The 24,817-nt window shown below is 55.3% G+C and carries 20 protein-coding genes; 14 read left to right on the top strand and 6 right to left on the bottom strand.

Annotation, left to right across the window (positions count from 1 at the left end):
- Positions 1-65: 65 nt before the first annotated feature.
- Positions 66-674 carry a TetR family transcriptional regulator gene (locus tag ACAM29_RS07220; protein ID WP_091827610.1) on the bottom strand — a complete coding sequence of 203 codons (609 nt, stop codon included), beginning with the start codon at positions 672-674 and terminating at the stop codon, positions 66-68.
- Between the two features lie 218 nt (positions 675-892).
- On the opposite strand from ACAM29_RS07220, the gene ACAM29_RS07215 reads away from it, so the two are divergent.
- The 7 genes from ACAM29_RS07215 (at position 893) to ACAM29_RS07185 (ending at position 10,324) form a co-directional block, all read left to right on the top strand.
- On the top strand, positions 893-3,055 hold the full coding sequence (locus ACAM29_RS07215) for a PepSY domain-containing protein (protein ID WP_369623693.1): 2,163 nt from the start codon (positions 893-895) through the stop codon (positions 3,053-3,055).
- A gap of 86 nt (positions 3,056-3,141) precedes the next feature.
- Positions 3,142-3,852: a lytic transglycosylase domain-containing protein gene (locus ACAM29_RS07210; RefSeq protein ID WP_354410621.1), complete on the top strand. Its 711-nt coding sequence runs from the start codon at positions 3,142-3,144 to the stop codon at positions 3,850-3,852.
- Between the two features lie 109 nt (positions 3,853-3,961).
- Positions 3,962-4,381: a secondary thiamine-phosphate synthase enzyme YjbQ gene (locus ACAM29_RS07205; protein ID WP_206841116.1), complete on the top strand. Its 420-nt coding sequence runs from the start codon at positions 3,962-3,964 to the stop codon at positions 4,379-4,381.
- Between the two features lie 2 nt (positions 4,382-4,383).
- Positions 4,384-5,739, top strand: coding sequence for an exonuclease SbcCD subunit D C-terminal domain-containing protein (locus ACAM29_RS07200; protein WP_369623692.1), 1,356 nt, complete (start codon positions 4,384-4,386; stop codon positions 5,737-5,739).
- A gap of 24 nt (positions 5,740-5,763) precedes the next feature.
- Positions 5,764-8,832, top strand: a complete 3,069-nt coding sequence (locus tag ACAM29_RS07195; protein WP_369623691.1) for an AAA family ATPase — start codon at positions 5,764-5,766, stop codon at positions 8,830-8,832.
- A gap of 60 nt (positions 8,833-8,892) precedes the next feature.
- Positions 8,893-9,996 (top strand): DUF294 nucleotidyltransferase-like domain-containing protein, encoded by a 1,104-nt coding sequence (locus ACAM29_RS07190; RefSeq protein ID WP_369623690.1) that lies wholly within the window; start codon positions 8,893-8,895, stop codon positions 9,994-9,996.
- A 97-nt stretch (positions 9,997-10,093) separates the two neighbouring features.
- The gene (locus ACAM29_RS07185) at positions 10,094-10,324 is read left to right on the top strand and encodes a bacterioferritin-associated ferredoxin (RefSeq protein WP_206841123.1); all 231 of its coding nucleotides are present in this window, start codon (positions 10,094-10,096) and stop codon (positions 10,322-10,324) included.
- Here ACAM29_RS07185 and ACAM29_RS07180 read toward each other — a convergent pair.
- From ACAM29_RS07180 to ACAM29_RS07160, 5 genes are all read right to left on the bottom strand, one after another.
- Complete coding sequence (locus ACAM29_RS07180) at positions 10,307-13,072, bottom strand: ATP-binding protein (protein ID WP_369623689.1); 2,766 nt, start codon at positions 13,070-13,072, stop codon at positions 10,307-10,309. The genes ACAM29_RS07185 and ACAM29_RS07180 overlap by 18 nt on opposite strands.
- Complete coding sequence (locus ACAM29_RS07175) at positions 13,062-13,256, bottom strand: hypothetical protein (protein WP_091827617.1); 195 nt, start codon at positions 13,254-13,256, stop codon at positions 13,062-13,064. The genes ACAM29_RS07180 and ACAM29_RS07175 overlap by 11 nt, the downstream gene beginning before the upstream one ends.
- Entirely contained in the window at positions 13,253-15,304 is a 2,052-nt protein-coding gene (locus tag ACAM29_RS07170; protein ID WP_369623688.1) for an exonuclease domain-containing protein, read from the bottom strand. Before ACAM29_RS07170 ends, ACAM29_RS07175 begins: the two co-directional genes overlap by 4 nt.
- Position 15,305: 1 nt before the next feature.
- On the bottom strand, positions 15,306-15,683 hold the full coding sequence (locus tag ACAM29_RS07165; protein WP_206841131.1) for a response regulator transcription factor: 378 nt from the start codon (positions 15,681-15,683) through the stop codon (positions 15,306-15,308).
- Between the two features lie 159 nt (positions 15,684-15,842).
- Positions 15,843-17,519 (bottom strand): methyl-accepting chemotaxis protein, encoded by a 1,677-nt coding sequence (locus ACAM29_RS07160; protein WP_369623687.1) that lies wholly within the window; start codon positions 17,517-17,519, stop codon positions 15,843-15,845.
- A 258-nt stretch (positions 17,520-17,777) separates the two neighbouring features.
- On the opposite strand from ACAM29_RS07160, the gene ACAM29_RS07155 reads away from it, so the two are divergent.
- From ACAM29_RS07155 to ACAM29_RS07125, 7 genes are all read left to right on the top strand, one after another.
- A complete protein-coding gene (locus tag ACAM29_RS07155) occupies positions 17,778-18,521 on the top strand; it encodes a spermidine synthase (RefSeq protein WP_091827620.1) in 744 nt (247 codons plus the stop codon).
- Between the two features lie 25 nt (positions 18,522-18,546).
- Complete coding sequence (locus tag ACAM29_RS07150) at positions 18,547-18,966, top strand: GNAT family N-acetyltransferase (RefSeq protein ID WP_369623686.1); 420 nt, start codon at positions 18,547-18,549, stop codon at positions 18,964-18,966.
- 392 nt (positions 18,967-19,358) lie between these two features.
- Positions 19,359-20,567: a transposase gene (locus ACAM29_RS07145; protein ID WP_369623685.1), complete on the top strand. Its 1,209-nt coding sequence runs from the start codon at positions 19,359-19,361 to the stop codon at positions 20,565-20,567.
- A gap of 92 nt (positions 20,568-20,659) precedes the next feature.
- Positions 20,660-21,079, top strand: a complete 420-nt coding sequence (locus tag ACAM29_RS07140) for a hypothetical protein (protein ID WP_369623684.1) — start codon at positions 20,660-20,662, stop codon at positions 21,077-21,079.
- A 149-nt stretch (positions 21,080-21,228) separates the two neighbouring features.
- Positions 21,229-21,948 carry a hypothetical protein gene (locus ACAM29_RS07135; RefSeq protein ID WP_369623683.1) on the top strand — a complete coding sequence of 240 codons (720 nt, stop codon included), beginning with the start codon at positions 21,229-21,231 and terminating at the stop codon, positions 21,946-21,948.
- 229 nt (positions 21,949-22,177) lie between these two features.
- The gene (locus tag ACAM29_RS07130) at positions 22,178-23,125 is read left to right on the top strand and encodes an IS30 family transposase (protein WP_369622921.1); all 948 of its coding nucleotides are present in this window, start codon (positions 22,178-22,180) and stop codon (positions 23,123-23,125) included.
- Entirely contained in the window at positions 23,068-24,753 is a 1,686-nt protein-coding gene (locus tag ACAM29_RS07125; protein ID WP_369623682.1) for a DUF4435 domain-containing protein, read from the top strand. The genes ACAM29_RS07130 and ACAM29_RS07125 overlap by 58 nt, the downstream gene beginning before the upstream one ends.
- Positions 24,754-24,817: the final 64 nt, after the last annotated feature.

Below are 24,817 nucleotides of genomic sequence, written 5' to 3'. Positions count from 1 at the left end.
CTCTCCTTCGGGACGGCGCCTTTTTTATTGCACGATTATGGGAGCAGGGGGGTAAACCGTACGATTCAGCGGTGGGTCATCAGCCCAATCAGGTGGGAAATTAGTGTCTCACCACGGCTGAGGATAGAGTACGCGTCAGGTTTGCGCAGCCAATCATGAAACAGGCCGGAGAGACAGGTATTCATCAAATCGGCAGCCACCTCTGGTGCAACTGAAAGCTCCTGTTGATCCGCGGCGAGGGCGAAATAACGCAGCAGAGCCTCATGAATATCACAGGCGATCTCTTCCTGCATGGTGATAGGGTCGATATCACTAAAAAATTCGCAGCGGTACAACAGAATGGAGTGCACACGCGTATAGCGGGGCTGCTCAAGTCGTGCCAGACCCTTGAGGCAGGCCAGGCGAATTGCGTTCAGTGGGGACTCAGTCAGTGCAGGATCATCAATCTCCTGCACCAGTTCATCAAACGGCATTCGCACCCGTTCCAGCATGGCCCGGAACAGGTCAGCCTTGTTCTTGAAATGCCAATAGACAGCACCGCGTGTCATGCCAGCATGACGGGCAATCTGTTCCAGTGTGGTACGTGCTACACCATGAGCCATGAACATCTCTTCTGCTGCATCAATCAACGCTTCGCGCGTGGCTGCTGCTTCGGCTTTGGTGCGTCTAGCCATAGCTGTAAAGAACCCCAACTCAAATCGTTGAAAAATGAACCATTATTTTATCGTATCGGCGGTATAAAAACATCGATACATTTGTAGATGTATGTATATTCGACAGCCACTGGTCAGATTTACGTATCTTTACGCACCTTAATCTTTGTTTAAGTCAGGCTCAGTTAAAATAGAGGTCAACTGACTGAATCAGTGGCCGCTATGGCTAAGGATGGTGAATGATGAGATCGTACCTGCTGCAGGTGCACCGTTGGCTTGCTCTGCTCCTGACCCCCTTGTTTTTGTTGATTACGTTGACCGGTATGGTGCTGGCGCTCAAGCCTGTGCTGGCCGATCTTTCGGCACCGCCTTACACCGGGGCTGTTGAGGTTAGCCAGGTGCAGGCTTTACTGGAAAGTGCGTCTGCCGATGGGCCGGTTGTCGCCATCGAACGCAGTGCAACGTCCGGTCAATGGGTTATACCTGCGCTGGGTGAGTACCGCCTGAGCGATGGAGTGCGTGTTGGTCCCAGTGAGACGTCCGGTGGGGCGTTCTTTGACTGGATCAAAGATCTGCACAAGGATCTGCTGGTTGATGCCGGATGGTTGGTGGAGTGGGCGACTTGGGCAATGCTGGCAATAGTAGTGGCTGGTATTTTGTTGGGCTGGCCAAAGTTCAAGCAGTCACTGCTGGGCTGGCACCAATTCCTGGGTGTGTGGCTGTTTCCGTTAGTCCTGCTACTGCCGTTGACCGGTATTCTGATGACCTTGCATGTAGCACGTCCTGATCTGGGCCTGCAGCGCGGGGCGGAGCCCACCTCGTTGCAACAGGGTCTGGAGCAGGCGGCGGGCGAGCATAACCTGTCGGGGTTGATCAGTGCGCGTGGTTTCAAGTCAGGTTCGTTGTTGATCGAAACCGAGGAAGCCATGTTGGTGGTCAGTGGCGATCAGGTGACTCCCATCGATTTGTCCTCCAACTGGCCCAAAATGTTACATGAAGGGCTTTGGGGTGGTTGGGTATCCGGGCTTTTCAACATGCTGGTTGGGATGCTCGTTATGGGGCTGACGCTGACAGGGTTCATCAGCTGGTTGAGGCGTCGACAAGCCGCTCGTATCAGCGATATCCGTTCAGGTGCAGAGGTACTGATCGTCTTTGCCAGTCAGACCGGTACAGCTCAGGGCTTGGCCGCTGCAACCGCAGCCACTTTGGAAAAGTCAGGGATTATTGCCGACCAGGGATCGATTGCCGCGTTTCCTGCCAGTAAGTGGCATGCTTACCAACAGGCGCTGGTGATCTGTTCGACTACCGGTGAAGGTGAGCTACCGGATAATGCCCGTAGCTGGGTGAGCGGAATCAAAGCCAGGCAGCTGGAAGGCGTGTCATTCAGTCTTTTGGCACTGGGTGATCGCCGCTATACCCATTTTTGTGCCGGTGGCCAGCGCTTGCGGACTGAGTTGATCAAGGCTGGTGCCCATGAACGACTGACTTTGCACGAGGTGGATGGTGACCCCGCCGTTGGTTGGCAGCAATGGTTGCGACAGCTCGCCGAGTACAACAACTGGAACCTGCAGATCGGTGGTATGGCCGTGCAACGGCAACGGTGTGAGGCGACACTGATTGAGCGTACCCGTCTGGATACTCCGATGGGTGACGATAGCCCTCACAGTTACAGCCTGACGTTTGCCGTGCCGGAAAGTACCCGTTTTGCCCCCGGTGACCTGTTCCAGTTTCAGCCCCGACCTGATGCAGAGCCGCGCACCTACTCAGTCGGTTCGGATTATGAGACAAGCCCCGGCAAGGTGCGCCTGACGGTAGGGTTGCTGCGATATGAAACTGAACAGGGTAATGAGGTTCTGGGTCTCGGCAGCAGTGAACTCTGTTTGAACTGGCCGCTGAACGAATCACGGAGTGTCGAACTGGTGGCTCATCCGGGGTTCAATCCGCCTCAGAACTCAGAGCATCCGATGATCCTGGTAGCGACTGGTTGTGGCATTGCACCCTTTATCGGATTTCTTGAGGCGCGCGCTGCCACGGATCGAAAGGGACCGGTTTGGCTGCTGTTTGGTAACCGTCACGAGAAAGGTGACTTCCTGTATGGAGAGCAGATCAAGGCGCTCAAAGAGCAGGGCGTTATCACCAATCTTGATACCGTCTTCTCTCGTGATGGTGGTGATCAACGCTATATCACCGAGCGGATTGAACACCGGGGTGATCAACTGCTGGAATGGATCAACCGGGGTGCCAACCTGTATATCTGTGGTCGCGCATCTACGCTGGGGAGGGGGATCGACGGCGTGCTGATGCAGTTACTGCAACGCAAGGGGGCCAGCAAGGCTGAAGCAGAGGCTGAACTGGCACGTTGGGTCAACGAAGGCATCATGCACCGCGACCTTTTCGACTGAATGACCTGAACTTGATCAAGTCTGGCCGATAAAGCTGCCCCACAGGGGCAGCATTTCCCGCACACAGGTTCTAGAATGTTGCATAAATGGATTTGAGACTCGACCCTGCTGCCATGTACCGATACGTTTACCCTCTCATGTTTGCCACACTGTTGCTGCCTAGCTTTCATGCCACCGCAGAGATGCGCAAGATTGTGCATCCCGATGGTCGGGTGGAATACACCAACGTTGCGCCTGAACAAAAGGCAGCTGTGGTCAATACCTACTACAAATACCGCAATGCTGACGGTGTGCTCTCTTTCAGCGATGCAAAACCGAGTGGCGTGCAATATGAACTGGTGCGTTTCGACTGTTTTGCCTGCAAGGTTGATTCTACCGTTAATTGGGAGACGACCCCCTTGTTTGCCGACCGTTATCGGGATGAAATCGAACGGATCGCCGCGCTACATGATATGGATGCTGCGCTGGTACGTGCGGTGATTCATGCTGAATCAGCCTTTAACCCGCAAGCGCGTTCCAGAGCCGGTGCGCAGGGGCTGATGCAGTTGATGCCGCAAACGGCAGCAGAGCTCGGTGTCGGTAACCCCTTTGATGCTGAGCAGAATATCGACGGTGGCGTGCGCTATCTGGCCGGATTACTCCAGCGCTATGACCAAGACGTACGCTTGGCAACGGCAGCGTATAATGCAGGCCCCGGCGCAGTGCAGCAGTACGGTGGCATACCGCCCTATGCTGAAACCCAAGCCTATGTGAAAAGGATAGAGGTGCTCTATCGGCGCTATCAAATGATCGATTAGCACGCCTGAATGATTGGCACATGTAAAACGCTGCCTGTACGAGATGTGGTTGAGAACACCGATACACAGCTCTATAGTCGTGCCATTCAGTTATCCATCGGTTCTTCATATGTGGCATCAAACAACCATCAGTCTCAAGGCGCGACCTCGCGGCTTCCACCTTGTGACTGACGAGATCGAACAGGCACTGCCGGAATTACGCCGAGTCAGCACCGGCCTGCTGCATCTGTTATTGCAACACACCTCTGCAAGCCTGACGTTGAACGAAAATGCCGACCCGACCGTTCGCGCTGATTTCGAGGCGTTTTTTAACCGCAATGTGCCGGAAAACGAACCCTACTACCAGCATACCTATGAAGGCCCTGATGACCTGCCTGCTCATTTCAAAAGCAGCATACTTGGCGTCAGTCTGGTGCTGCCTATTGCCAATGGGCAGTTGGCGCTGGGCACCTGGCAGGGGATCTATCTGGGTGAACATCGTAATCGCGCTGGCCGCCGCACCCTCATCGCGACCCTACAGGGAGAGTAACCGTGTCTGATCAGCCTTCACTGTTTGATGAAGAGATGCTGCCGCAGCCTTCGGTGCCGGTTAGCTCGGCGCGCACGGAACGTGCCCCGGCAAAGGCCAAAACCGGGGCCGAGGGGAGTCGTCAAACGTTGCGTGTCCTGCACAGCTCCGACTGGCATCTGGGCCGATTACTGTACGGCCAGAAGCGCTACGATGAATTTGCCGCCTTTCTTGACTGGATGTTGGCACAGATCGAGCATCTGAATGTCGAGGTACTGCTGATCGCCGGCGACCTGTTTGATACCACTACCCCGAGCAACCGGGCGCAGGCGCTTTATTACCGCTTTCTGCACCAAGTGGCGCGCTCACGCTGTCGTCATGTGGTGATCATTGGCGGCAATCATGATTCTCCCAGTTTTTTGAATGCGCCATCCGGTTTGCTCAAGGCGCTGGACGTGCATGTGGTCGGTGCTGCCTGTGACAATCCGGCAGATGAGGTGGTATTGCTGAAAGCAGAAAATGGCGCACCTGAAGCAATTATCTGTGCCGTTCCCTACCTGCGTGATCGTGATATTCGCCAGAGTGAAGCGGGCGAAAGTCTTGAGGACAAGGACCGCAAACTGGTGCAGGGCATTCGTGAGCATTATGCGCAGGTCTGTGTCGCTGCCGAAGAGCTGCGAGAGTCACTGCAGGTGGATGTGCCGCTGATCGGCATGGGCCATCTGTTTGCCGCTGGTGGCAAAACGCTTGATGGCGATGGGGTGCGTGATCTTTATGTGGGATCTCTGGCGCAGGTGGGTGTGGATGCCTTTCCCGATTGCCTTGATTATGTGGCACTGGGGCACCTGCATGTACCTCAGGCCGTGTCGGGCTGCGAGCAGATTCGTTACAGTGGCTCACCGCTGGCCATGGGATTTGGGGAAGCGAAACAACAGAAAAGCCTGTGCCTGATCGAGTTTGAAGGGCGTCGCCCACGGCTTGAATTGATCGATATCCCGCGTTTTCAAAGGCTGGAGCGGATCAAGGGTGATCAGGCTCAACTGAGTGCCGCACTGGACAAGCTGGCGCAGGAGCAAACCTCGATCTGGCTGGAGGTGTTGTACGAAGGCGAGCAGGTGGCCGCCGACCTGCGCGACTGGCTGGAACAGCATACCGATGGCACCCAGCTGACCATACTGAGGGTCCGCAACAACCGGGTAGTGGAGCGCATTCTGGCGCGCAGCGGTGAAGAGGAGACGCTGGATGATCTGGAGCCGATGCAAGTATTCGAGCGTGCGCTTGAACTGCATCAGGTACCCGAGACGCAACAGGATGAACTGAAGCGTCTGTTTGGCAGCGTGCTGCAATCCATGGCCGAGCAGGACCATCGTGCCGAATAGGCGCCTGCGTCAGAGAGACACACAATGCGTATTCTTCAGATCCGTTTCAAAAACCTCAACTCCCTGGCCGGTGAATGGCAGATCGACCTGACCGATCCCGCCTATATCAGCGATGGCATCTTTGCGATTACCGGCCCTACGGGGGCGGGAAAATCGACCCTGCTGGATGCGATCTGTCTGGCACTGTACGGGCGCACACCGCGCCAAAGCCGGGTCAATGCCAGCCAGAATGAGGTGATGTCACGTCAGACCGGCGAGTGCTTTGCCGAGGTGCTGTTTGAAACCCCGCAGGGACGCTGGCGTTGCCACTGGAGCCAGCACCGCAGCCGCAAACAGGCTGATGGCGCGCTGCAACAGCCCAAGCACGAGATTGTAGACGCCGATGCCGACAAGGTGCTGCATACCAAGCTCAAGGATGTGGCCGACACCATTGAACGTCTCACCGGGATGGATTTCGACCGCTTCACCCGCTCCATGCTGCTCGCGCAGGGTGGCTTTGCGGCCTTTTTGCAGGCCGATGCCGACGCACGTGCCCCCATACTGGAACAGATCACCGGCACCTCGATCTATTCCGACATCTCTGTCGCAGTGCATCGTCGAAGGGGCGAGGAGCGACAGAGACTCGATCACTTGAAAGCCGCCCAGTCCGGCCTGCAGCTGCTGGATGAGGAGGAAGAAGCCACACTGTCACGGCAATTGGCCGAGCTGTCAGAGCAGGTACAGCAGCGGTCAAACGTGATCGGACAGCAGCAAACGCTGCTCAACTGGCGACAGCAGCTGGACCGGGAATCCCGGCAGGCCGCGCAACTGAAACAACAGTGGCATGAACTGGAGCAGGCACAACAGGCGTTTGCGCCGCAACAGCAACAGCTGGAGCAGGCGCTGCGAGCGGAGGCACTCAGGCCTGCCTATGAGCCGCTGCGTCAGCGCCGGGGCGACCTGCAGCGCGCGCAAGAGCAGCTTGACCCGCTTCAGGCAGGACTTCCGGCCCTGCAGGACGCCGCCGATGCGGTGCTAGCCCGGCAACAACAGGCACAGGCGCATCTGCAGCAGGCGGAAGCTGAGCTGGAACGCCAACAACCCCTGCTGCGTCAATTACAGGAGCAGGACTGGAAACTGCGTGAGCAGCAGGCGCAGGTGGCACAGTTAAGCGCCCGCCTGCCAGCCGAGCTGCTTGAAGGGTCAGCACCTGACCCGGCAACGCTGGAGGCCGCCATCGAGCGTGATGAGCAGGCACTGCACGCGGCTCTGGCCGGCAGTACCCGCGTACAGATACAGCAGAAACAGGATCAGATTCGCAGTCGTGGCGAGCAGTTGGGTGAACTGCGTAACCGAGTGCAACAGGCCGATGAGCTGAAACAGGCACAGCAGGAGGCCGCTCATAAGCGCGCGGCACTTAAACCGGAACAGGATCGGATACAACAATCGCTTGAACAACAGCACGCTGAAGAAAGCAGGCTGCAGCAGGAGCAACTGGACCTGCAGAAGCTGCAGCGGCTGGCTGAGCGGATTGCCGACTTGGAGCAGCAACGCCATGAGCTGGAGCCGGGTAAACCCTGTCCACTGTGTGGTTCGGAGCAACATCCCTGGCGCAGCGAGCAGCCACCGCAACTGACCGAAGAAAAAACCCGCTTGCAGCGGCTGGAACAGCAACTGACAGCCTTGCGCAGCGAACTGCAGGCGCTGGCGGTACAGCAGGCGCGACTGGAGCAGGACGAGAAGGGGCTGCACCAGCAGGAAGCGGACAGCCAGCAGCGTCTGGAAGCACTGCAGGCCCCCATTCAACACTGTCTGCAACTGCTGGCGTTGGATACTTGTCCAACGCAGGATGAGATCGAGCAGGCGCAACAGGCCGCCCGTCAGCAGTGGGGCGAGTTGCGCGACCGGCTGGCTGAAATTGACCGGCTGGAGCAGGCCCTCAAGCAGCAACGAGCCGAGCAGGAGCGTGTGCAGCAACGGCTGGCGCTGGATGCGGCACGGGCTGATTTGACTCAACTGCAACAGCAGCGACAGGCACTTTCGCCAGAGTCGGATACCGCCGCGTTTGAACAGCGCCTGCAGCAGGCAATACGTCAGGCGCGTCAGGCGCAGGAACAGGCGCAGGCTGCTGCCATTGAACAGCAGAACAGCCTCAACCGCCGCCAGCAGCAGATCAGTGACCTCAAGCGCCATATGACGGACTTGAACACCGAAATGGCTCAAATGCAGCAGGCCTTCGATGCCGCACTGGCGCAAAGCCAGTTTGCCGACGAGCAGACATTACAGGCGGCACTGTTGCCGGAAGCGTCGCTCAAAACGTTGCAGCAGGCGGCTGATAGATTGAAAGCGGACGCGGCACGCTTGCAGGCGTTGCAGGAGCAGTGCCAAAGCAGCCTGCAGTTGCTGCAACAGCAGGCTTTGACCGAGCAGAGCAGTGCAGAACTGGCAGCGGCACTTGAACAGCTTACGTCAGAGCACGGACTGTTGTTGGAAAAACGCGGCAGCCTGCAGCAGACATTGAACATCAATACCGAACGCAAGGCGCAGTTCGGTGCCCAGCAGCAGGCGATCGATGCCCAGCAGCGTGAATTGGAGCGCTGGGATACCCTGCATGCCCTGATTGGCTCGGCAGATGGCAAAAAATTCCGTAACTTCGCTCAGGGGCTGACTTTTGAACTGATGATCGGTCACGCCAACCGCCAGCTGCAGAAAATGTCTGACCGCTATCTGCTGGTACGTGATGCCGAGCAGCCGCTGGAGCTGAACGTGATCGACAACTATCAGGCGGGCGAAATCCGTTCTACCAAAAACCTGTCAGGTGGTGAAAGCTTCCTCATCAGCCTGGCGCTGGCGCTGGGGCTGTCCGGCATGGCCAGCCGCAACGTTCGTGTTGACTCGCTGTTTCTGGACGAGGGGTTCGGCACCCTGGACGAAGAGGCGCTGGAAACGGCACTGGATACCCTGTCCGGCCTGCAGCAGGAGGGCAAGCTGATCGGCGTCATCTCCCATGTGCAGGCACTGAAAGACCGCATCGCCACCCGTATCGAGATACAACCGCTCAGCGGTGGCCGCAGCCGTATCAGCGGGCCGGGGTGTGTGGCGCTAAGCGGCTGAATCAACTGGACTTTACGATCCCTGCCTCTATGCTGAAGGAAACAAGAGGAGGGGAGCGGGATGGATTCGGTTTGGCGAGAACTGTTTGGCCAGCAACGCAGCCTGGAACTGCAGCTGCCATCTGCGCTGCTTGAACCGCTGGAACGGCTGCTGGAGCAGGCGTCTGACAGCTGGGATCAGGCACGCGACTGGCAACCCCAGCTGGTACGAGCACTACAGCAGTTGTCATTGCCGGGTTGGCTGATTGCTCAGCTGCTGAGCGATCACAATGACCTGCTGTATCGGGTCGCCATAGATGAAGCGATGGACGAGATGCAGGCCGAAGGCTGGGGCCCGGCGCCTGTACGTTTCTGTGTGCTGGTGATGGGGTCGGGCGGGCGTCATGAAAGCCTGCTGCACCCGGATCAAGACAACGCGCTGATTCTGGAAGACTACCCCCTCGAACGCCACAACGAGATCGACGCCTGGTTTCGCACACTGGCCGAGCGCTTCACCGCCCGGCTGGATCAGGCGGGGATTCCCTACTGCAAAGGTGATGTCATGGCCTCCCGGCCACTCTGGCGCAAGCCGATCAGCGAATGGAAAGAGCAGATGCGGCTCTGGATGGCGACTCGGCGGGTCAAGCTGGTGCAGCTGTGCAACATCCTGTTTGATTTCGCACCGGTGTACGGTGATGCAACCCTGGCGCAGCAGCTACGCGATGCTATTCAGGCGCAGATACCAACGGCGGGGTTGTTTCTGCACGAAATGGCCGAGCTGTTTGATGAGTCGCCGGTGGCACTGGACCGCTTCGAACGCCTGCAGGGAGATGGCAAGAATGCCCCGCACCCGAATGCACTGAACCTCAAGCGGCAGGGGCTGCTGCCACTGACGGCGGCACTGCGCCTGCTGGCACTGAAAAAGGGCTGCCCCGAGGTGTCCTGCCGGGCACGCCTTGCCTGGCTCGACCAAGCCGGGGTGTTGCAAGCGGGGCAGGCAAGGGTACTGACCCAGGTATTTGAACGTCTGCTGGACAGACTGCTGCAGGCTCAACTGGAACGGACGGAAGGTAACGGGCTACCGGACAACTGGATTGATCAGGCTCTGCTGGACGATTTTGAACAGCGCCAACTGCAGTGGGATTTGAAACAGATTAGGGGGCTTCAACAGAAAGCTTTGGGATAAGAATAATTTGCATTCATGGCTTGTAATGAGAATGTTTGTTATTTATATTGGGCGTATAAATGATATCTATTCTCATGCTTTTAGTGGTGAATGGCTGATGATCGTATGTATTTGTAAAAGAGTCAGTGACCGCCAGATCCGTCAGATGGTGGACGAAGGTGCCAGCTCACTGCGCGATATTCGCAAGGCAACCGGACTGGGTACACAGTGTGGTAAATGTGTCTGCGAAACCCGGGACATACTGCGTGAGCTGAACGGCCAGGACAGCAACCCGCTGAGGGATCTGGCCGCGCTGGCATACGAGCTTCCCTCAACCGCAACTGCCTGAAGGATTGTCTTCTTCCGGCGCTTTTGGCAATTCCATTATCAGGCAGGCCCCCCCCAGCTGCTGCGGGTCATCTACCCATAGACGTCCACCCAGATGGCTGATGATACCGCGGCTGATTGGCAATCCAAGTCCGGTTCCCCGTGGGCGTGTGCCGGCAGGCTGGCCTTCTTCCTTGCGCGCCTGCTCGATCTGATGAAACTTCTCGAACACCTTTTCCCGCTCCGCTTCGACAATGCCGGGGCCATTATCTTCCACCCGAATGCGATAGTGCCGTTTGTGCGGCGCCAGGGTCAGCAATACCTGTGAATTCGCGTCGCTGGCGAACTTGCTGGCATTGTCGAGCAGATTGATCAGTACCTGCTGCAATCGGTCCGGGTCGGCAATAACCATGCAGGAGCTGTCAGGCAGTTTCAAGGCCAGCTCCACTGCACGATCCTCATACAGCCGGGTAACCGCATCCACCGATTGTTGTACCAGCTCGATCAGGTCGCAGCGTTCGGGGTTCAGCGTCATACGACCGGACTCCAGTCGCGCCAGATCCAAAATCTCTTCAATCAGGCGTGACAGGCGCTCGCTCTCGCGGACGATAATCTCCAGAAAGTGCTGCTGTTTCTCAGCAGGCATGGCCTCTGCATCGCGCAGGATCTCGGCAAAGGCGCGGATCGAAGTCAGCGGCGTGCGCAGTTCATGGCTCACCATCGCCACAAACTCATCCTTGAGCCGATCCAGCTCGCGCAGGCGTTCGTTGGCACTGCGCAATTCTTCCCCGATCTGGGCCAACTCGGATGACTTCTGCTCCAGCCTTCGGTTGTACTCCAGCGTCTGTGACGTGGTATCCAGAATGCTTAGGATTGAGGGCATATCCAGCGCTTCGCCTCGCACCACCGAATTGATCAATATGCGTGCGGTGGCGCTGCCCAAAGCACCGGTCAGCCCCTGTTCGGCCGCCGCGATCATGGCGGGTGTAGCGGCGCTGTCGTCACCCGGTTCCGGTTGCTGTCCGCCCAGTAGGCGCCGAGTGGCGGGCTGGCCCAGATAACGGCTCAGCAGCATGAACAGTTCATACCGGCTGGCCTGCCCCTGCCAGATCGGGGCCTGTTCCGCTTCGGGGCGCAGCGCGTTGGTGAACAGTGCGGCCTGGGTCTGCTCCATGTGGCTCTGACGGCTGAACAGCGAGATGCCTACCAGCAGTCCCACATTCACCAACATGCTCCAGAACAGCGCATGGGTATAGATATCCCAGCCTTCCAGCCCAAACAGGGCGTAGGGGCGCAGCAGCTCAATGCCAAGGGGGCCGTGCTCAAGAAAGTCCGTATCCAGCCAGCCGGACAGGGCAAAGCCGGGAATCAGCAGAGTCCAGGCCCACACCAGCGTACCGGCAATCATGCCGATAGCGGCACCGTTGCGACTGGCTCCACGCCAGTAAAGCCCCAACAGCAGTGCGGGGGCAAACTGAGCAGCTGCCGCAAACGACACCAGTCCGATGGTGACCAGACTGTACGCCTCACCGATCAGGGCATGGTAGAGATAGCCCAGAATCAGGATCAGGATGATGGCTACCCGACGAATGCCCAGTAACCAGCCGGATAGATCGGGACGGCTGGCTAGCTGCAGACTGCGCCAGCGCAACAGCAGCGGCATCACCAGCTGGTTGCTGATCATGGTCGAGAGGGCGATGGTCTCCACAATCATCATGCTGGTCGCGGCCGACAGCCCGCCGATAAACACCAGCAGCGGCAGTGCCTGCAGGCCTGCCGATAGCGGCAGTGTCAGCACAAAGTTGTCCGGCTCACCGGTCGCGCTGCCCCCCAGCAGCCCGGCCAGTGCAATCGGAATCACGAACAGGTTGATCAGCAGCAGATACAGCGGAAACAGCCAGCAGGCACGGCGCAGGTGCTGTTCGTTTACGTTCTCGACCACCAGCACCTGAAACTGACGAGGCAGGGTGATAAAGGCCAGCGTGGCGAGCATCAGCGTGCCGAACCAGCCCAGTGCGCCACCGGGAATCTGCTCCAGGCCAAAGCGCTGTCCCAGGTGCGGTAGTTCGGCAGCGGCACTGGCCATCAGGTCATGAGGGCCGGAGTAGAGCACAAAGGTGGCGAAAAAACCGACGGCCAAAAAGGCGAACAGCTTCACCAGTGATTCAAAGGCGATGGCTGTGACCATCCCCTCATGCCGCTCGCTGGCATCCAGATGTCGGGTGCCAAACAGAATGATGAACACCGCCAGCACCAGTGATACCCAGAACGCCTTGTCGCTGAGGAAGCCGCTCAGTGAAAGCTGCGGCAGCGTCTGATCCGGGTACTCGGTCAGAATCGCGTAGCTGACGGTGATCGCCTTCAGCTGCAGGGCGATGTAGGGCATGATCGCGATCACTGCGATCAGGGCTACCAGCGCGCCCAGGCCTCCGCTTTTGCCGTAGCGGGCGCTGATGAAGTCGGCAATGGAGGTGATGCGCTGTGCACGGGCGATGCGGATCATCTTGCGGATCAGCATCCAGCCGCACAGCATCGCCAGTGTGGGGCCAAGATAGATCAGCAGAAAACTCAGCCCCGTGGTAGCGGCGCGGCCCACGCTGCCGTAAAAGGTCCAGGCGGTGCAATACACGGCAATCGACAGCGCATACACGGTGGGCGAATTGACCAGCGAGCGACGCTGTTCGGCGCGGCGGTCGCCCCAGGCGGCAATGACGAACAGCAAGGCCAGATAGCTGAACGCGACGATGAGGACGGTGACATCACTCCTCATGGGGACGCTCCAGAATCAGGGCTGCCAACAAAATCAGCACCGCCCAGATCAGATAGATGATCAGCGGCAGGGTGGAAAAGCCCCAACGGCCTTCACGATCGAACAGCAACAGCAGTGGCGGTGAAAACAGCAGAAGGGCCAGTAAGGTCAGCGCCAGCAGGCGGTTCTGTTCGTTGCGTTTCATGATGGACGCCCCTGTTCCACTTCGCGCTGCAACTCAAGCAACTGCTCAAGCGTTTCGATACCGCGTGAACGCAGTCGCGGTAGCAGCGCCAGCAGCAGTTCGGCGGTCACACGTGCATCCCCCAGCGCCGTGTGCCGTGTACCGGGCGGGAAGGTCAGCTCGAACCGCTCGGCCAGCGCATCCAGTCCGTGACCTTCCAGTGTCGGGTCGATGGCACGGGACAGCAGCAGCGTATCCAGTACCGGCATATTGAACGCGGGCCCGGTCTCGCCACTGGCCAGACGCAGCGCCAGCAGATCAAACACCGCGTTGTGAGCAACCAGCACACCGGGGCCCACGTACTGATGAAAGCGTGGCAGCACCACCTCGATGGGCGGGGCATTGGCCACATCGGCATCCGTCAGATGATGAATGGCGGTACTGTCAGGCGGGATCGGTCGTTGTGGATTGATCAGCTGGTCAAAGCTGTCCTGTGCCAACAGACGGCCGCGCAGAATGCGACAGGCGGCGAGGCTGATGATCTGATCACCGCCGCGCAGGTCCAGCCCTGTGGTTTCGGTATCGAACACCACCAGTTCAAGTTCCTCCAGCCGGGTATGCGCCAATGCCGCGTCAGGGGCGGGCAATTCGGCAATACTGAAATCATGAAACTCGGGTCGTGTCTGGTCTGCGGGCTGTTCCGCCCGGGGCTGTGGGCGGGCACCACGGCTTGACGCTGGCAGCGGCAGGCGCAGGCTGGCGGTGTCAGTATCGTTGCGGGGCTGCGACCACAGCTCGGCACCGTGTTGTGCCAGTACATCCTCAATACGGGGAGAGAGCGGGTCATCGAACAGGTGCAGCGCGTGCCAGAGGCTGAGCTGATGATCGGTCAAGGGTTCACCCTGCCAGATCAGGTCCAGATAGACCCGTTTGTTGCCCAGCAGCACCTCGATATCCAGTGCCTCCACCGGCCGGATCTGTACCAGTTCACGAATCAACCGCTCCAGCATCGCCAACAGGGCCGGGCCGTCGACCCGAATCCAGACCGGGATGCCCACCGGTGTCAGCTCAATCGCTTCTTCATGCAAGCGCTCGCCGAGCGCACTGAACAGGTCGTTGGACCAGGTCTCTTCCAGCCCCGACTGGCTCAGCTGATGAGACTCGACCAGACGGGTAAGGGCTTCCACTTTTTGCGACAGGGCCTGACTCTCCTGACTGATCGCCTGTTCCAGTCTGTGCTGCAGCTCAGGGTTGTGCTCGACCTGCACCAGCGCATCGGCCGCGCTGCCCAGGCTGCCGGCATGGCCACGCAGGCGGGGCAGCAGGGCCGCCAGCTCACGGCGCCAGCGCTGGTCGCTTTCCAGCTCATGAGTGGTGTCTCGCAGGGTGATGAGCGCGCCGCCATGGCGTGCCCCCAGGCGGCGCAACTCGCAGCGCAGCCAGCGCGGCTCGCCGGGCAGCAGCAGCTGGCGGGGTGAGCCATCCTGCGGCAACTGTTTAAGCGCATCGTTCAGGCTGGCGTGGGGCAGCAGCTGACTGATGCGACGGCCCAGCCCCAGCGCCGGCTGGTCATGAAAGAGTGTGCGGGCCGCGGGATTGAACAGCAGCAAACGCTGGTGGTCGTCACAGATCAGCAGCGGCAGGTCCAGCACCTGCAGCACGCCCTCCAGCTCCTGCTGAATGCGCAGCGCCTCGGCCGCCCCCTCGTCACGGGCATCACGCAGGCGCGACCGGTCACCGCGCCAGCCGTCACGAATATGGTCAAGGTCAGGCTGCAGGGGCTTGAGCCAGCCATCCAGCGGGAAATCGGAACGCGCATCCGGGCTGGCCACCAGCCGTGCCAGCAGCACCTGAAACTGCCGCAAAGGGCGAAATAGGTGGCGCTCCAGCACCATCCCCAGCATCAGCACCACGACAGCAGGGCTCAGGCCCAACACCCAGAGGGCGACCCGTTCAGGTGTGGCGGGTGTGAGTACGGTATCCAGCCAGAGCAGCAGCCCAATGCCGCCAAACAGCAGTACGCCGCACAGCAGCATCCAGAGTCCCAGCAGGTTCTGACGCGACGGCATGCTAGCCTCCGTTGCCGCTTTCCAGCAGGGCCTGAACCCGGCTGACCAGTTCGCGAGTCGAGAAGGGCTTGGTAATGTAATCACTGGCTCCCAGTGCCATTCCTTTCTCCTTTTCCACCTCGCGGCCATGGGCCGTGAGCATCACCACCGGCAGGCTGCGGGTGGCCTCATCCGCGCGCAGCTGTTCCAGCAGATCAAAGCCGCTCATGCCCGGCAGGCTGATATCCAGCAGGATCAGATCGGGTACCTGTTGGCTGATCAGTACCTGCGCCTGCTCGGCATCCTCTGCCGTCGTCACCTCGAAGCCCGCCTGCTGCATCAGAAACTCCAGCGATAGCAGAATGTTCGGTTCATCATCGACAACCAGTACGCGGGGCATAATCTCTCCGGCTTTCAGTGGGTTAGTTTCAGTCTAGTGTGCATCAGGCAAAAGGAAAGGGGCAGGGGGCGGCGCCAGACTTTAGTCGTTAATCGATTAAGAGAGACATCAGATTGAAACGGTATGGCGCTACCGACGAATCGGTAGCGCGTAGAGGGGCTAGGCCAGTTTAAATTGCTGTATGTTTTCCTGCAAAGTGATCGAAAGTCGGGCCAACTCCTGGCTGGCAGTTGTAACCTGGGTCGCCGCCGCCGCGGTTTCCTCTATGGCCTGTGTGATGTTTGTAATGTTGCGGTTAATCTCTTCGGCAACGGATGACTGCTGCTCTGCTGCTGTTGCAATCTGCGCGTTCATATCATTAATTGACGATACAGACGCATTGATCACTCTGAGCGCTTCACCCGCCTGAGTAGCATGCTCAACTGTCTTCACCCCTTTGTCTTTGCCTTCTTCCATTTGCTTGGCGGCAGCAGTTGAACCGTGTTGAACCATATCAATCCGTTTTTGGATATCTTCCGTTGAGTCCTGCGTTCGACTGGCGAGTGAACGTACTTCGTCAGCTACAACGGCAAAGCCTCGGCCATGATCACCGGCACGAGCGGCCTCAATGGCGGCATTCAAAGCCAGCAGGTTGGTCTGCTCAGCAATACCCTGTATCATGTCAAGAACAGAACCAATCTGCTCACTGTGGGCAACAAGATCATTTATGCTGGCCGCCGATCGTTCTATTTCGGCAGCCAGTTGGTGAATGACATCTACGACACCTGACACAACAGCCATGCCATTATTGGTTTCATTATTGGCTGTTTGGGCGGCTTCTGCAGCAGCAGCTGCATTTTTGGCTACATCCACAACAGTGGCGGCCATTTCGTTCATGGCGGTTGCAACCTGTGTGATTTCAGCCTGTTGCAGCTGTACCTGCGCGTTGGTTTGTTCGCTGGAGGCTGATAACTCTTCCGCTGCTGCCGAGACTTGTACAGACGCGTCCGCGATGTGCTTCATCATGGTGCGAACGGTAGTAACCATCTCAGCGAAGTAGGCCAGCAGACTGGAGTTGTCGCCTTCACGCAAGGTGATTTGAGCAGTTAAGTCACCCTTGGAAACGGTATTCACGATCTCTTTGACGTCCGCTGGCTCACCACCCAGTTGTCGTAGAACTGTACGTGTGATGTACAGACCGGCAACCAGTGACAGAATAAAGCCAATCGCAACAGCAACCGCTGTTACGAGGACAGAACTCTTCGCCTCTGCCGTGGCATCAGACACCACGGTGTTTGTCAGTTCCTTATTGCGTTGAATTAATGTCAGGAGTTGATCTGCCATAATTTCAGATGGAGCGCTGACGTTGCGAAACTCGTTATTGTATTGGTCAAACAAATCTTCGTAGGCAACCGGATTATGCTCCTGACTCAGAGCGAGCATCAAACTATCCAAACTACCCGCCTGATTACGCCAGTTATTGATTGAAGCCAGAAGCTCTTTATACATTGCTTCACCCTGAGCGGTACGAGGTATAGCCGTATACTGCTTCAGAAGTAAGTCGAGATTTTGCCAGGAATCAAGACGTTGCTGGTAGCTGGATTGATGTGCCTGCAGTGCCTGTGGGGAGTAGTGCGGATATTGCACAACCTGAAGAGTCTGCCCGCGGATCATCAGGCGTTCGGTGTTAATCTGATTCAGAAGATCAATGGCAGTGATCCGGATATTACCAATTTCTTCTACATCCTTTCGCATCTCTATAGCCGCGGAAATACTCAGAAAACCGACGACCAACAGAATAACAGCGACGGCCGAAAAGCCGCCTGTCAGCATGGTACTCAAGCGTATGTCACGCATACAGGTCTCTCCATTGTGTGGGAACTGGTGTGTGGGCCCTGTTGCATCAGGGAGTTAACATTTGGGTGAGGTACTTCTGACCACAAGCGTTACAATGTAACGTTGTGAAGGGACTGTTATTCTTAGAGTTTTTCTAAATTAGCATAAGCTATAAGATGAACATAGTTTCATGACACTTGCGTGTCACCTGCCAACCTCCTGATATAGTGATCGATCTGGCATAATGGAGCCCTTCATATTTAAACCGCAGGAGCCAACATGTCTTTGCCCGGTCACGAAATTTATCGCGGTTATGACGAGTTCGGTGCCGTGCGCGTGCTGGACGATGGCGACAAGCGTTATCTTGCTTTTGGTGATCAGGACGAGCAAAGCTGTTGTCTCAGGAATGAACCGCTCATGCCGGAGCATGAATATGTGCGCGCCATGCTGCTGGCGTTGCTTTTCGCGGAACCCAAACAGGTGATCAGCCTGGGTTTGGGGGCCGGGGCGCTCAACACCTGCCTGCATGGTCGCTTTGCCAGCTGCAAGCAACAGATTGCCGAGCTGCGCCCGGAAGTGGTCGAGGTAGCCTATCGCTTCTTTCAACTGCCGCGTGGCAAGCGGATACAGGTCCACACCCAGGATGCCCTCGGCTTCCTGCGTCATGTGGAAACCCGAAAGGCCGACATCATCTTCAGTGACATTTATGGGGCCGAAGGGCTCAGCGATCAGCAGCTGGGTGAAGAGTATCTGACCCTCTGCGCCGAGCGCCTGAAGCCGGGTGGCTGGCTGGTGATGAACCTGTGGCGCGAACATCAGGGGCCCGACACACTGGAACTGCTGCTGCAACAGTTCGGCACGATTTACGGCTGCCACACCCAAAGCGGCAACTGGATCGTCTTTGCCGCTGAAGATGACCACGGCCAGAGCCAAAGCCAGCTGGAAAAACGCGCCCGCGTGATCAGCCAGCAGCTTAACTTTTCATTGCTGCCGTTTTTGAAGCGCCTCAAACCCTTTCCCTGAAACGTATCCGCGCAGGAGAACCAACATGCCCCGAATCATCCCTGTCGATTTTGAAGGTCCACACAAAACCGCCATCTGCTCGATCCGTGAAACCGTGTTCGTGCAGGAGCAGGGCGTTCCCGCTGAGCTGGAATACGACGGGCTGGACGCCAGTGCCATGCACGTACTGGCCTGTGTGGATGACCAGCCGGTCGGCACCGGGCGCATACTCAGTGACGGTCATATCGGCCGCATCGCTGTGCTGAACAGCCATCGCGGACAGGGTATCGGCGCTAGAATCGTGCAGGCCCTGACCGAACAGGCCGCGGCAGCCGGACATCAACGCGTCTATCTCGGGGCGCAGCTACATGCCACCAGCTTTTATGAACGCCTAGGCTTTACCCCCTACGGCGAAACGTTTATGGATGCCGGTATTGAGCACATCCATATGGAGAAACATCTGTAACCAACCCTGTTGCCAAACGTGCACATCTGGGGCAATCTTGAAGTCTGCCAGCGGGAAGTCGGCAGCCACAATGACAGGGAAAAAAGGATGAGTCGGTGACCGGGACGGTTTGCAGTTTTCATATTTCAGCAGTTGATCATCTTCTTTCTGGCAAGCCTTTGTTCTCTGGCGCTGTGGTCTGTACCCGTTTGAGCCGCAGTCTGGGAACTGTTGTACCTTTTTCTTCTGAAAGTAGCGTTTCGAATCCAATGAAATCAGTGAGTTATGACTAGCTCGGGAAAATTAAAAGGTATACCCGATAATAATTATTATGAGGTCGAAGGCCTCATAAATGGACTGTTGAACATAACCGCTTCGCGGTGGAGTGCGAGATTTTAAAGAGGCATAGGGACATGCCGAATAGAGCGATACAACGGCTATTTCAGTCGTATAAAGCGGCGTTGGATGAATCGCCTCAGCCACGGAAAAACCGGCGGGCGATTACATCCATTACGTATTGTAGAACGCGGGATATGGGGGTGAGTTATTACGCCTGCCCGGACTGTCAGGAGTGGTGGGAACAGTGTCACTCCTGCCGTCACCGCAGCTGTTATGTGTGTGCGCAGAAGCACCGTAAAGACTGGATTGAGGCACAGAAGCAGCGCCTGTTAGACGTGCCGCACTTTCACGTGATCTTTACGTTGCCGCATGAGTATTTGCCGCTGTGGCGGTATAACGAAGGACTGTTTGCACGGCTACTGTTCCGAGCCAGTCAGGAAGCCTTGCAGGAGTTGCTGGCGGATAAGAAGTATGGCGGCATTCGCCCCGGTATTTTGATGGCCCTGCACACCTGGGGACGGCAACTGACGCTGCACCCGCATACGCACTGTCTGGTGACGGCCGGTGGCCTGATGAAGTCTGGTGAGTGGGAAGATGTTGGTGACTACCTGCTCCCAAGTGCGGTATTGAGGCGCTATTACCGTGGCAAGGTGCAAGCCCTGCTCAAGGACGCAGCTGATGACAAACGTCTGGTCCTACCACCAGATCTGAGTGCAGAGGCTTTCTGGCGACAGCACCGTAGCCTGTACAGGAAAGAGTGGAGTGTTCGAATCGAGGAGCGCTACACGCATGGACGTGGAGTCATGCTGTACCTGGCCAGATACTGTAAAGGCGGGCCGTTGAGGCCTGAACAGATCAAGCGTTGGGACGGGCAACGGCTGGAGATGAGCTATCTGGATCACCGAGATAAGCGCATCAAGCAACAGAAATTGACGCCGTGGCAGATGATTCAGCGGTTGTTGCAGCATGTCCCGGCTAAAGGCGTACACACGGTGCGGTACTACGGACTATACGCCCCGGCGGCCAGGAAGCGGCACCAGCAGGTGCTGGCGCAACACGGCAACCTGGCGGGGTTAAAGATTCGATGTACTGCTCCTGTGGAGCAGGTGTTGTTGTGTTGTAAGGATTGTGGTGCGTCCGCAGAGTTGCTGGGAGAACGTTGGCGAAGGCAAGCAAAAGGAATTTCCTTTATAAAAGAAGACGGGGCATTGGCAGTAAGCGATTATGTCCAACAAGGCGTTGAACGTGACCTTGAAAGGGGGAGTATCGGTGACTCATCATGAACTCTGTGCCAACGTATATTTTTTGCGCTTTCAGCGGCACGTTAACTAAACGTTAGCTACACAAAACCACCACCAAAACTGAGGAGCAGAAAATGAAAGACCCACTCAATATAATGCCCGAAGGCGTCCCCTTAAAATCAGATAAGTTCTACAATATCGATGGTTGGGAGAGGATCTATACGGGGGAAGAGTTTAGACGGCCCAAAGATTTACAGAGAGTCGCAATCACCAGAGTTGAGATAACTTTTAGCTCTGAGAAAAATTTTGAAAAATTCTTCTCATTCCTAAAAGAATCTGATGATCGGTTAAGTAAAGTGCCTGACTCTGAAGTAATGTATGACTGGCAATCTCCAATAAAAAACGGCCTTACTATTAGGTTTGGGGTAGCTTGGTATGATCAAGACTTTTATATTGAAAAAAAGGAAGCTTATCTAGATAAGATGCATGAGAACCTTTTTAAGCAATTTGGCGCAAAAGTGGACGATATTAGGGTTGAACATATCCCACTTTAAATTAAAAAGTAGCTAACAAAAAGTTAAACCCGACCTCCGCTGCATTGTTTGCTTTTATGGTTTTACGCTACGCTACCATAAAAGCAAACAATGCGGCTTCGGCTGGTTAACTTGGCGTTATATCAATCAAACTGAGGCTTGAGCATTAAGTGAACATATTTTGCAAGGTAATTAACAATACTTCAGAAAAGTCTGCTCATCCTGAAAAAAATCCATCAACAGAAGTGCGTGAAGCCTCAGGTATATCTGACGAAGACCTCAAGCGGTTATTTTTTGTAGAGTTTAAAAGCCAGTCTTACGCTTCTTTCTATAACACCTCCATGGAGAAAGATAAAAGCATCTTGACTCTATCGGTAGCTGGAATTGGATTTCTTGTAACTTTATTAAATCTTTCAAAGACCATTGATTATGTAGATTTTTCACTTTTCATTATCGCAGCTATATCTTTTTTGGTGTCAATATATTGCGTTGTAACTTTGTTTGGGAAGAATGCAGATTACATAATCGATCTCACTCAAGACAGGGATATCACATTAAAGGAGTACAAGTTGCGTCAATTCGACAAATGGGCAATCAGGTCGTTCTATTTGGCAATTATCGTTTCAATAATTTTGGGTGTATCAACATCAACTTCATTAATCAAAAAAGAGGAAAGAGTAATGTCCGACAAAGAAACCATTGACAAAGTCATTGATTCAGGTGCCAAGCCTGCCAATGAAAGTTTCCAGGGGGCCGTAGACTTAGGGAAGAGTTTAAGTGGGGCTGGTGACCTCTCCCCACAAGCAAATTCTCAAACCAACACTTCTTCTACCAACAATGGCGGCGCATCAGGTATGAAGCCTGACATTTCGTCTCAGAAAAAAGACTAGATATAACAAACACCTGCACAGGAAAACCAAAAGCGCCGCTTCGCTCAGCTTTTGTTTTCCTGTGAGGTGGGCGTTATATCTTAAATCCAGACTTGTGCAGTCGATGAGAGGAATTTGAAGTTGCCGGGAATTCAGATAATAAGTGCGACACTCATGGTTGAACGGCGAGAGGTGGCCAACTGCCGAAGGTGGTACGCTTCAGCTCGCCAAAGTCAAAGTAAGTATCACCATGAGTTATCAGCAGTTGACCGAGGGGAAACGATACCAGATATCGGCTCTCCTTACGCAGGGATATTCGCCGGCAGCGATCGCTACTGTAGTTGAAGTTCATCGCTCCACAGTCTACCGGGAGATGAAGCGTAACAGTCATGACGGGGTGTATGAGCCCGAGGAAGCGCATGCCAGAAGCCATGCACGTCGAGTCATGGCACGCAAATACAGAGTGCCGGAGCAGACCGTCATGTATGTGGAACTGACATTGTCCTGGCACTGGAGTCCGGAACAGATCAGCGGTATCGGCAAGCTCATTGGTCTGCCGGTGAGCCATGAGTGGATATACCGTCATGTCGCTGCCGATAAGGCCCGTGGCGGCAAGCTCTACAAGACATTGCGCCAAGGACACAAACGGTACCGCAAGGGCAGCAACAGCAAGCGTGCGGTCATCCCGGAGCCGATTTCGATCGACGATCGTCCGGCCATCGTGGACACGCGAGAGCGTTTTGGTGACTGGGAGGTCGATACCGTTCTGGGCAAGCATGGTAGCGGTGCGTTGGTCACGCTGGCGGAGCGCAAGAGTCGCCTGTATCTGGTCCGCAGGGTCGACGCCAAGCGGGCTACGGACGTGCGGGATGCGATCATCGATATGCTCATGCCCTATGCGGACCATGTGCATACAATCACGGCGGACAACGGCAGCGAGTTCGTCGAACACAAGGCCGTAGCGGAAGCGCTGGGGGCGGAGTTCTACTTTGCACACCCGTACTCCTCATGGGAGCGTGGACTGAACGAGAACTTCAACGGGCTGCTGCGGCAGTTCATCCCGAAGGGTACGGATCTGAGGCTGATTACGGATGAAGATGTGCGGTGGGCAGAGAAGAGGTTAAACCTGAGGCCGCGTAAATGCCTCGGATTCAGGCAGCCAGAAATGGTGTTCCAAGAATACCTTCAGGCTGCATAGGCGAGTGTCGCACTTCGGAGTTGAATTCGCGGCTACCAAAATTATTCTTACCAAATCAAGATGGGTCAGGTTCCAAAGTTGAAATTGAACATAATGGGTCTGCTGTAATTGTAGGGGCTAATGGTTCTGGTAAGAGTCGACTAGGCGCTTGGATAGAAAAAAATACTGAAGAAAATGTAGTGGTGCATCGTATATCTGCTCAACGCGCCTTAGACATCCCTGAATACGCTACCGTTAAGTCTTTAGAACAATCTTTGAATGATCTTCTTTGGGGTAATGAAGACTCAAGATATGCAAGCCAACGTTACAAATGGGGCCATAAATGGGGCGATAGGCCGGAAACATTTATGCAACAGGATTATGGGAAAGTCCTGTCTACGTTGTTTGCAACCTCCGCGGAAAGAGATCGAAAACATTCTGAAGAGACTAGAAAGCGCCAAGTATATATCCCCGTCGAAGACTCTCCGATAGATGTGCTTATAAAATTGTGGGATGAAATTCTTCCGCATAGGCAGATAGTACTAGAAGATGGCAAGGTCAAGGTAATTGATAAAGCGCATGAAACGGAATACCACGGAAAAGAAATGAGCGATGGTGAGCGTGTAGCACTCTATCTGATGGGGCAATGTTTGGTTGCTCCTAAAGGCTCAATATTCATAGTCGACGAGCCTGAAATCCATTTGCACACATCAATAATGCAATCACTTTGGAATAAGCTTGAAGAAGCTAAACCAGACTGTCTTTTTGTATATATTACCCATGACTTAAATTTTGCTTCAACGAGGGTTAGTTCCAAAAACATTTGGGTTAAAGAATACGATGGAAAAACCACTTGGCAATGGGATTTTGTCCCTGATGTTGAAGGGTTTCCAGAAAGCTTATTACTTGAACTAATGGGAAATAGGCGAACTATCGTTTTCGTCGAAGGAGAGAAAGGCGGAAAGGATCATTCTATATATCAGTCAGTCTTTAGAAGCTACAATATAGTTCCTCGCAGCGGCTGCCAAAAGGTAATAGATTCCGTAAAAGCAATGAAGCTTAACCAATCATTTCATCATGTGAATGTATTTGGAATCATTGATCGTGATTATCGTACAGAGCAGGAAATTGATGGGCTTAAAGATATTGGAGTGCACACGATTGATGTTGCAGAAATTGAAAATATTTTGCTGAACAAGTCTACCTTAAAGCTAGTGGCAGAAAATCAACATCTAGACGCAGATGTTGTAGTTAATAAATCGCTGGAAATCGCAAAAGATCTGCTATCTAAAGATGTAGAACGCCAAGCTTCATTACGCACCTGTAGGGCATTGGAAAATAGACTCAGCAGAATAGACAATAAATCAGTTGGGCTTGATGCTATCAAACTAACTGTAACTGAAACGCTGGCAGAAATAGACGTAGATACGTTATTTACAGAAAATTTGGAGCTATATAGCAACCTAACTAAGTCCGATGATCTCGATGAAATTCTCAAATATTTTAACAACAAAGGCCTCCTGTCAAATATCTGTTCAACTTTTGAACTTGGGAAAAATGGCTATGAGAAGTTGGTGTTGCGAATGCTTAATTCGGAGAAAAGAGACCAAATACTAAATGGTCTTAAAAAATATGTACCAAAGATATAACAATCGCATGTTGTCGGACTGGTTTTCCGCTGCGCTACAAACCCGCCGCAAATGCGGGCGTTAA

Origin of the sequence: Marinobacterium sp. BA1 (assembly GCF_041155135.1) — a bacterium.
GTDB classification, from domain to species: domain Bacteria; phylum Pseudomonadota; class Gammaproteobacteria; order Pseudomonadales; family Balneatricaceae; genus Marinobacterium; species Marinobacterium iners.
Note: the sequence above shows the minus strand (reverse complement) of the source record. Positions and strands in the feature narration are given on the sequence as shown.

Bases quoted from the DNA above. Each gene is read 5' to 3' on its own strand.
- ACAM29_RS07175 (WP_091827617.1), bottom strand. From the start codon at position 13,256: ATGAAACGCAACGAACAGAACCGCCTGCTGGCGCTGACCTTACTGGCC.
- ACAM29_RS07180 (WP_369623689.1), bottom strand. From the start codon at position 13,072: ATGAGGAGTGATGTCACCGTCCTCATCGTCGCGTTCAGCTATCTGGCC.
- ACAM29_RS07125 (WP_369623682.1), top strand. From the start codon at position 23,068: ATGCCTCGGATTCAGGCAGCCAGAAATGGTGTTCCAAGAATACCTTCA.
- ACAM29_RS07145 (WP_369623685.1), top strand. From the start codon at position 19,359: ATGCCGAATAGAGCGATACAACGGCTATTTCAGTCGTATAAAGCGGCG.
- ACAM29_RS07170 (WP_369623688.1), bottom strand. From the start codon at position 15,304: ATGCCGTCGCGTCAGAACCTGCTGGGACTCTGGATGCTGCTGTGCGGC.
- ACAM29_RS07155 (WP_091827620.1), top strand. From the start codon at position 17,778: ATGTCTTTGCCCGGTCACGAAATTTATCGCGGTTATGACGAGTTCGGT.
- ACAM29_RS07185 (WP_206841123.1), top strand. From the start codon at position 10,094: ATGATCGTATGTATTTGTAAAAGAGTCAGTGACCGCCAGATCCGTCAG.
- ACAM29_RS07220 (WP_091827610.1), bottom strand. From the start codon at position 674: ATGGCTAGACGCACCAAAGCCGAAGCAGCAGCCACGCGCGAAGCGTTG.
- ACAM29_RS07215 (WP_369623693.1), top strand. From the start codon at position 893: ATGATGAGATCGTACCTGCTGCAGGTGCACCGTTGGCTTGCTCTGCTC.
- ACAM29_RS07190 (WP_369623690.1), top strand. From the start codon at position 8,893: ATGGATTCGGTTTGGCGAGAACTGTTTGGCCAGCAACGCAGCCTGGAA.
- ACAM29_RS07140 (WP_369623684.1), top strand. From the start codon at position 20,660: ATGAAAGACCCACTCAATATAATGCCCGAAGGCGTCCCCTTAAAATCA.
- ACAM29_RS07165 (WP_206841131.1), bottom strand. From the start codon at position 15,683: ATGCCCCGCGTACTGGTTGTCGATGATGAACCGAACATTCTGCTATCG.
- ACAM29_RS07150 (WP_369623686.1), top strand. From the start codon at position 18,547: ATGCCCCGAATCATCCCTGTCGATTTTGAAGGTCCACACAAAACCGCC.
- ACAM29_RS07210 (WP_354410621.1), top strand. From the start codon at position 3,142: ATGGATTTGAGACTCGACCCTGCTGCCATGTACCGATACGTTTACCCT.
- ACAM29_RS07130 (WP_369622921.1), top strand. From the start codon at position 22,178: ATGAGTTATCAGCAGTTGACCGAGGGGAAACGATACCAGATATCGGCT.
- ACAM29_RS07160 (WP_369623687.1), bottom strand. From the start codon at position 17,519: ATGCGTGACATACGCTTGAGTACCATGCTGACAGGCGGCTTTTCGGCC.
- ACAM29_RS07195 (WP_369623691.1), top strand. From the start codon at position 5,764: ATGCGTATTCTTCAGATCCGTTTCAAAAACCTCAACTCCCTGGCCGGT.
- ACAM29_RS07205 (WP_206841116.1), top strand. From the start codon at position 3,962: ATGTGGCATCAAACAACCATCAGTCTCAAGGCGCGACCTCGCGGCTTC.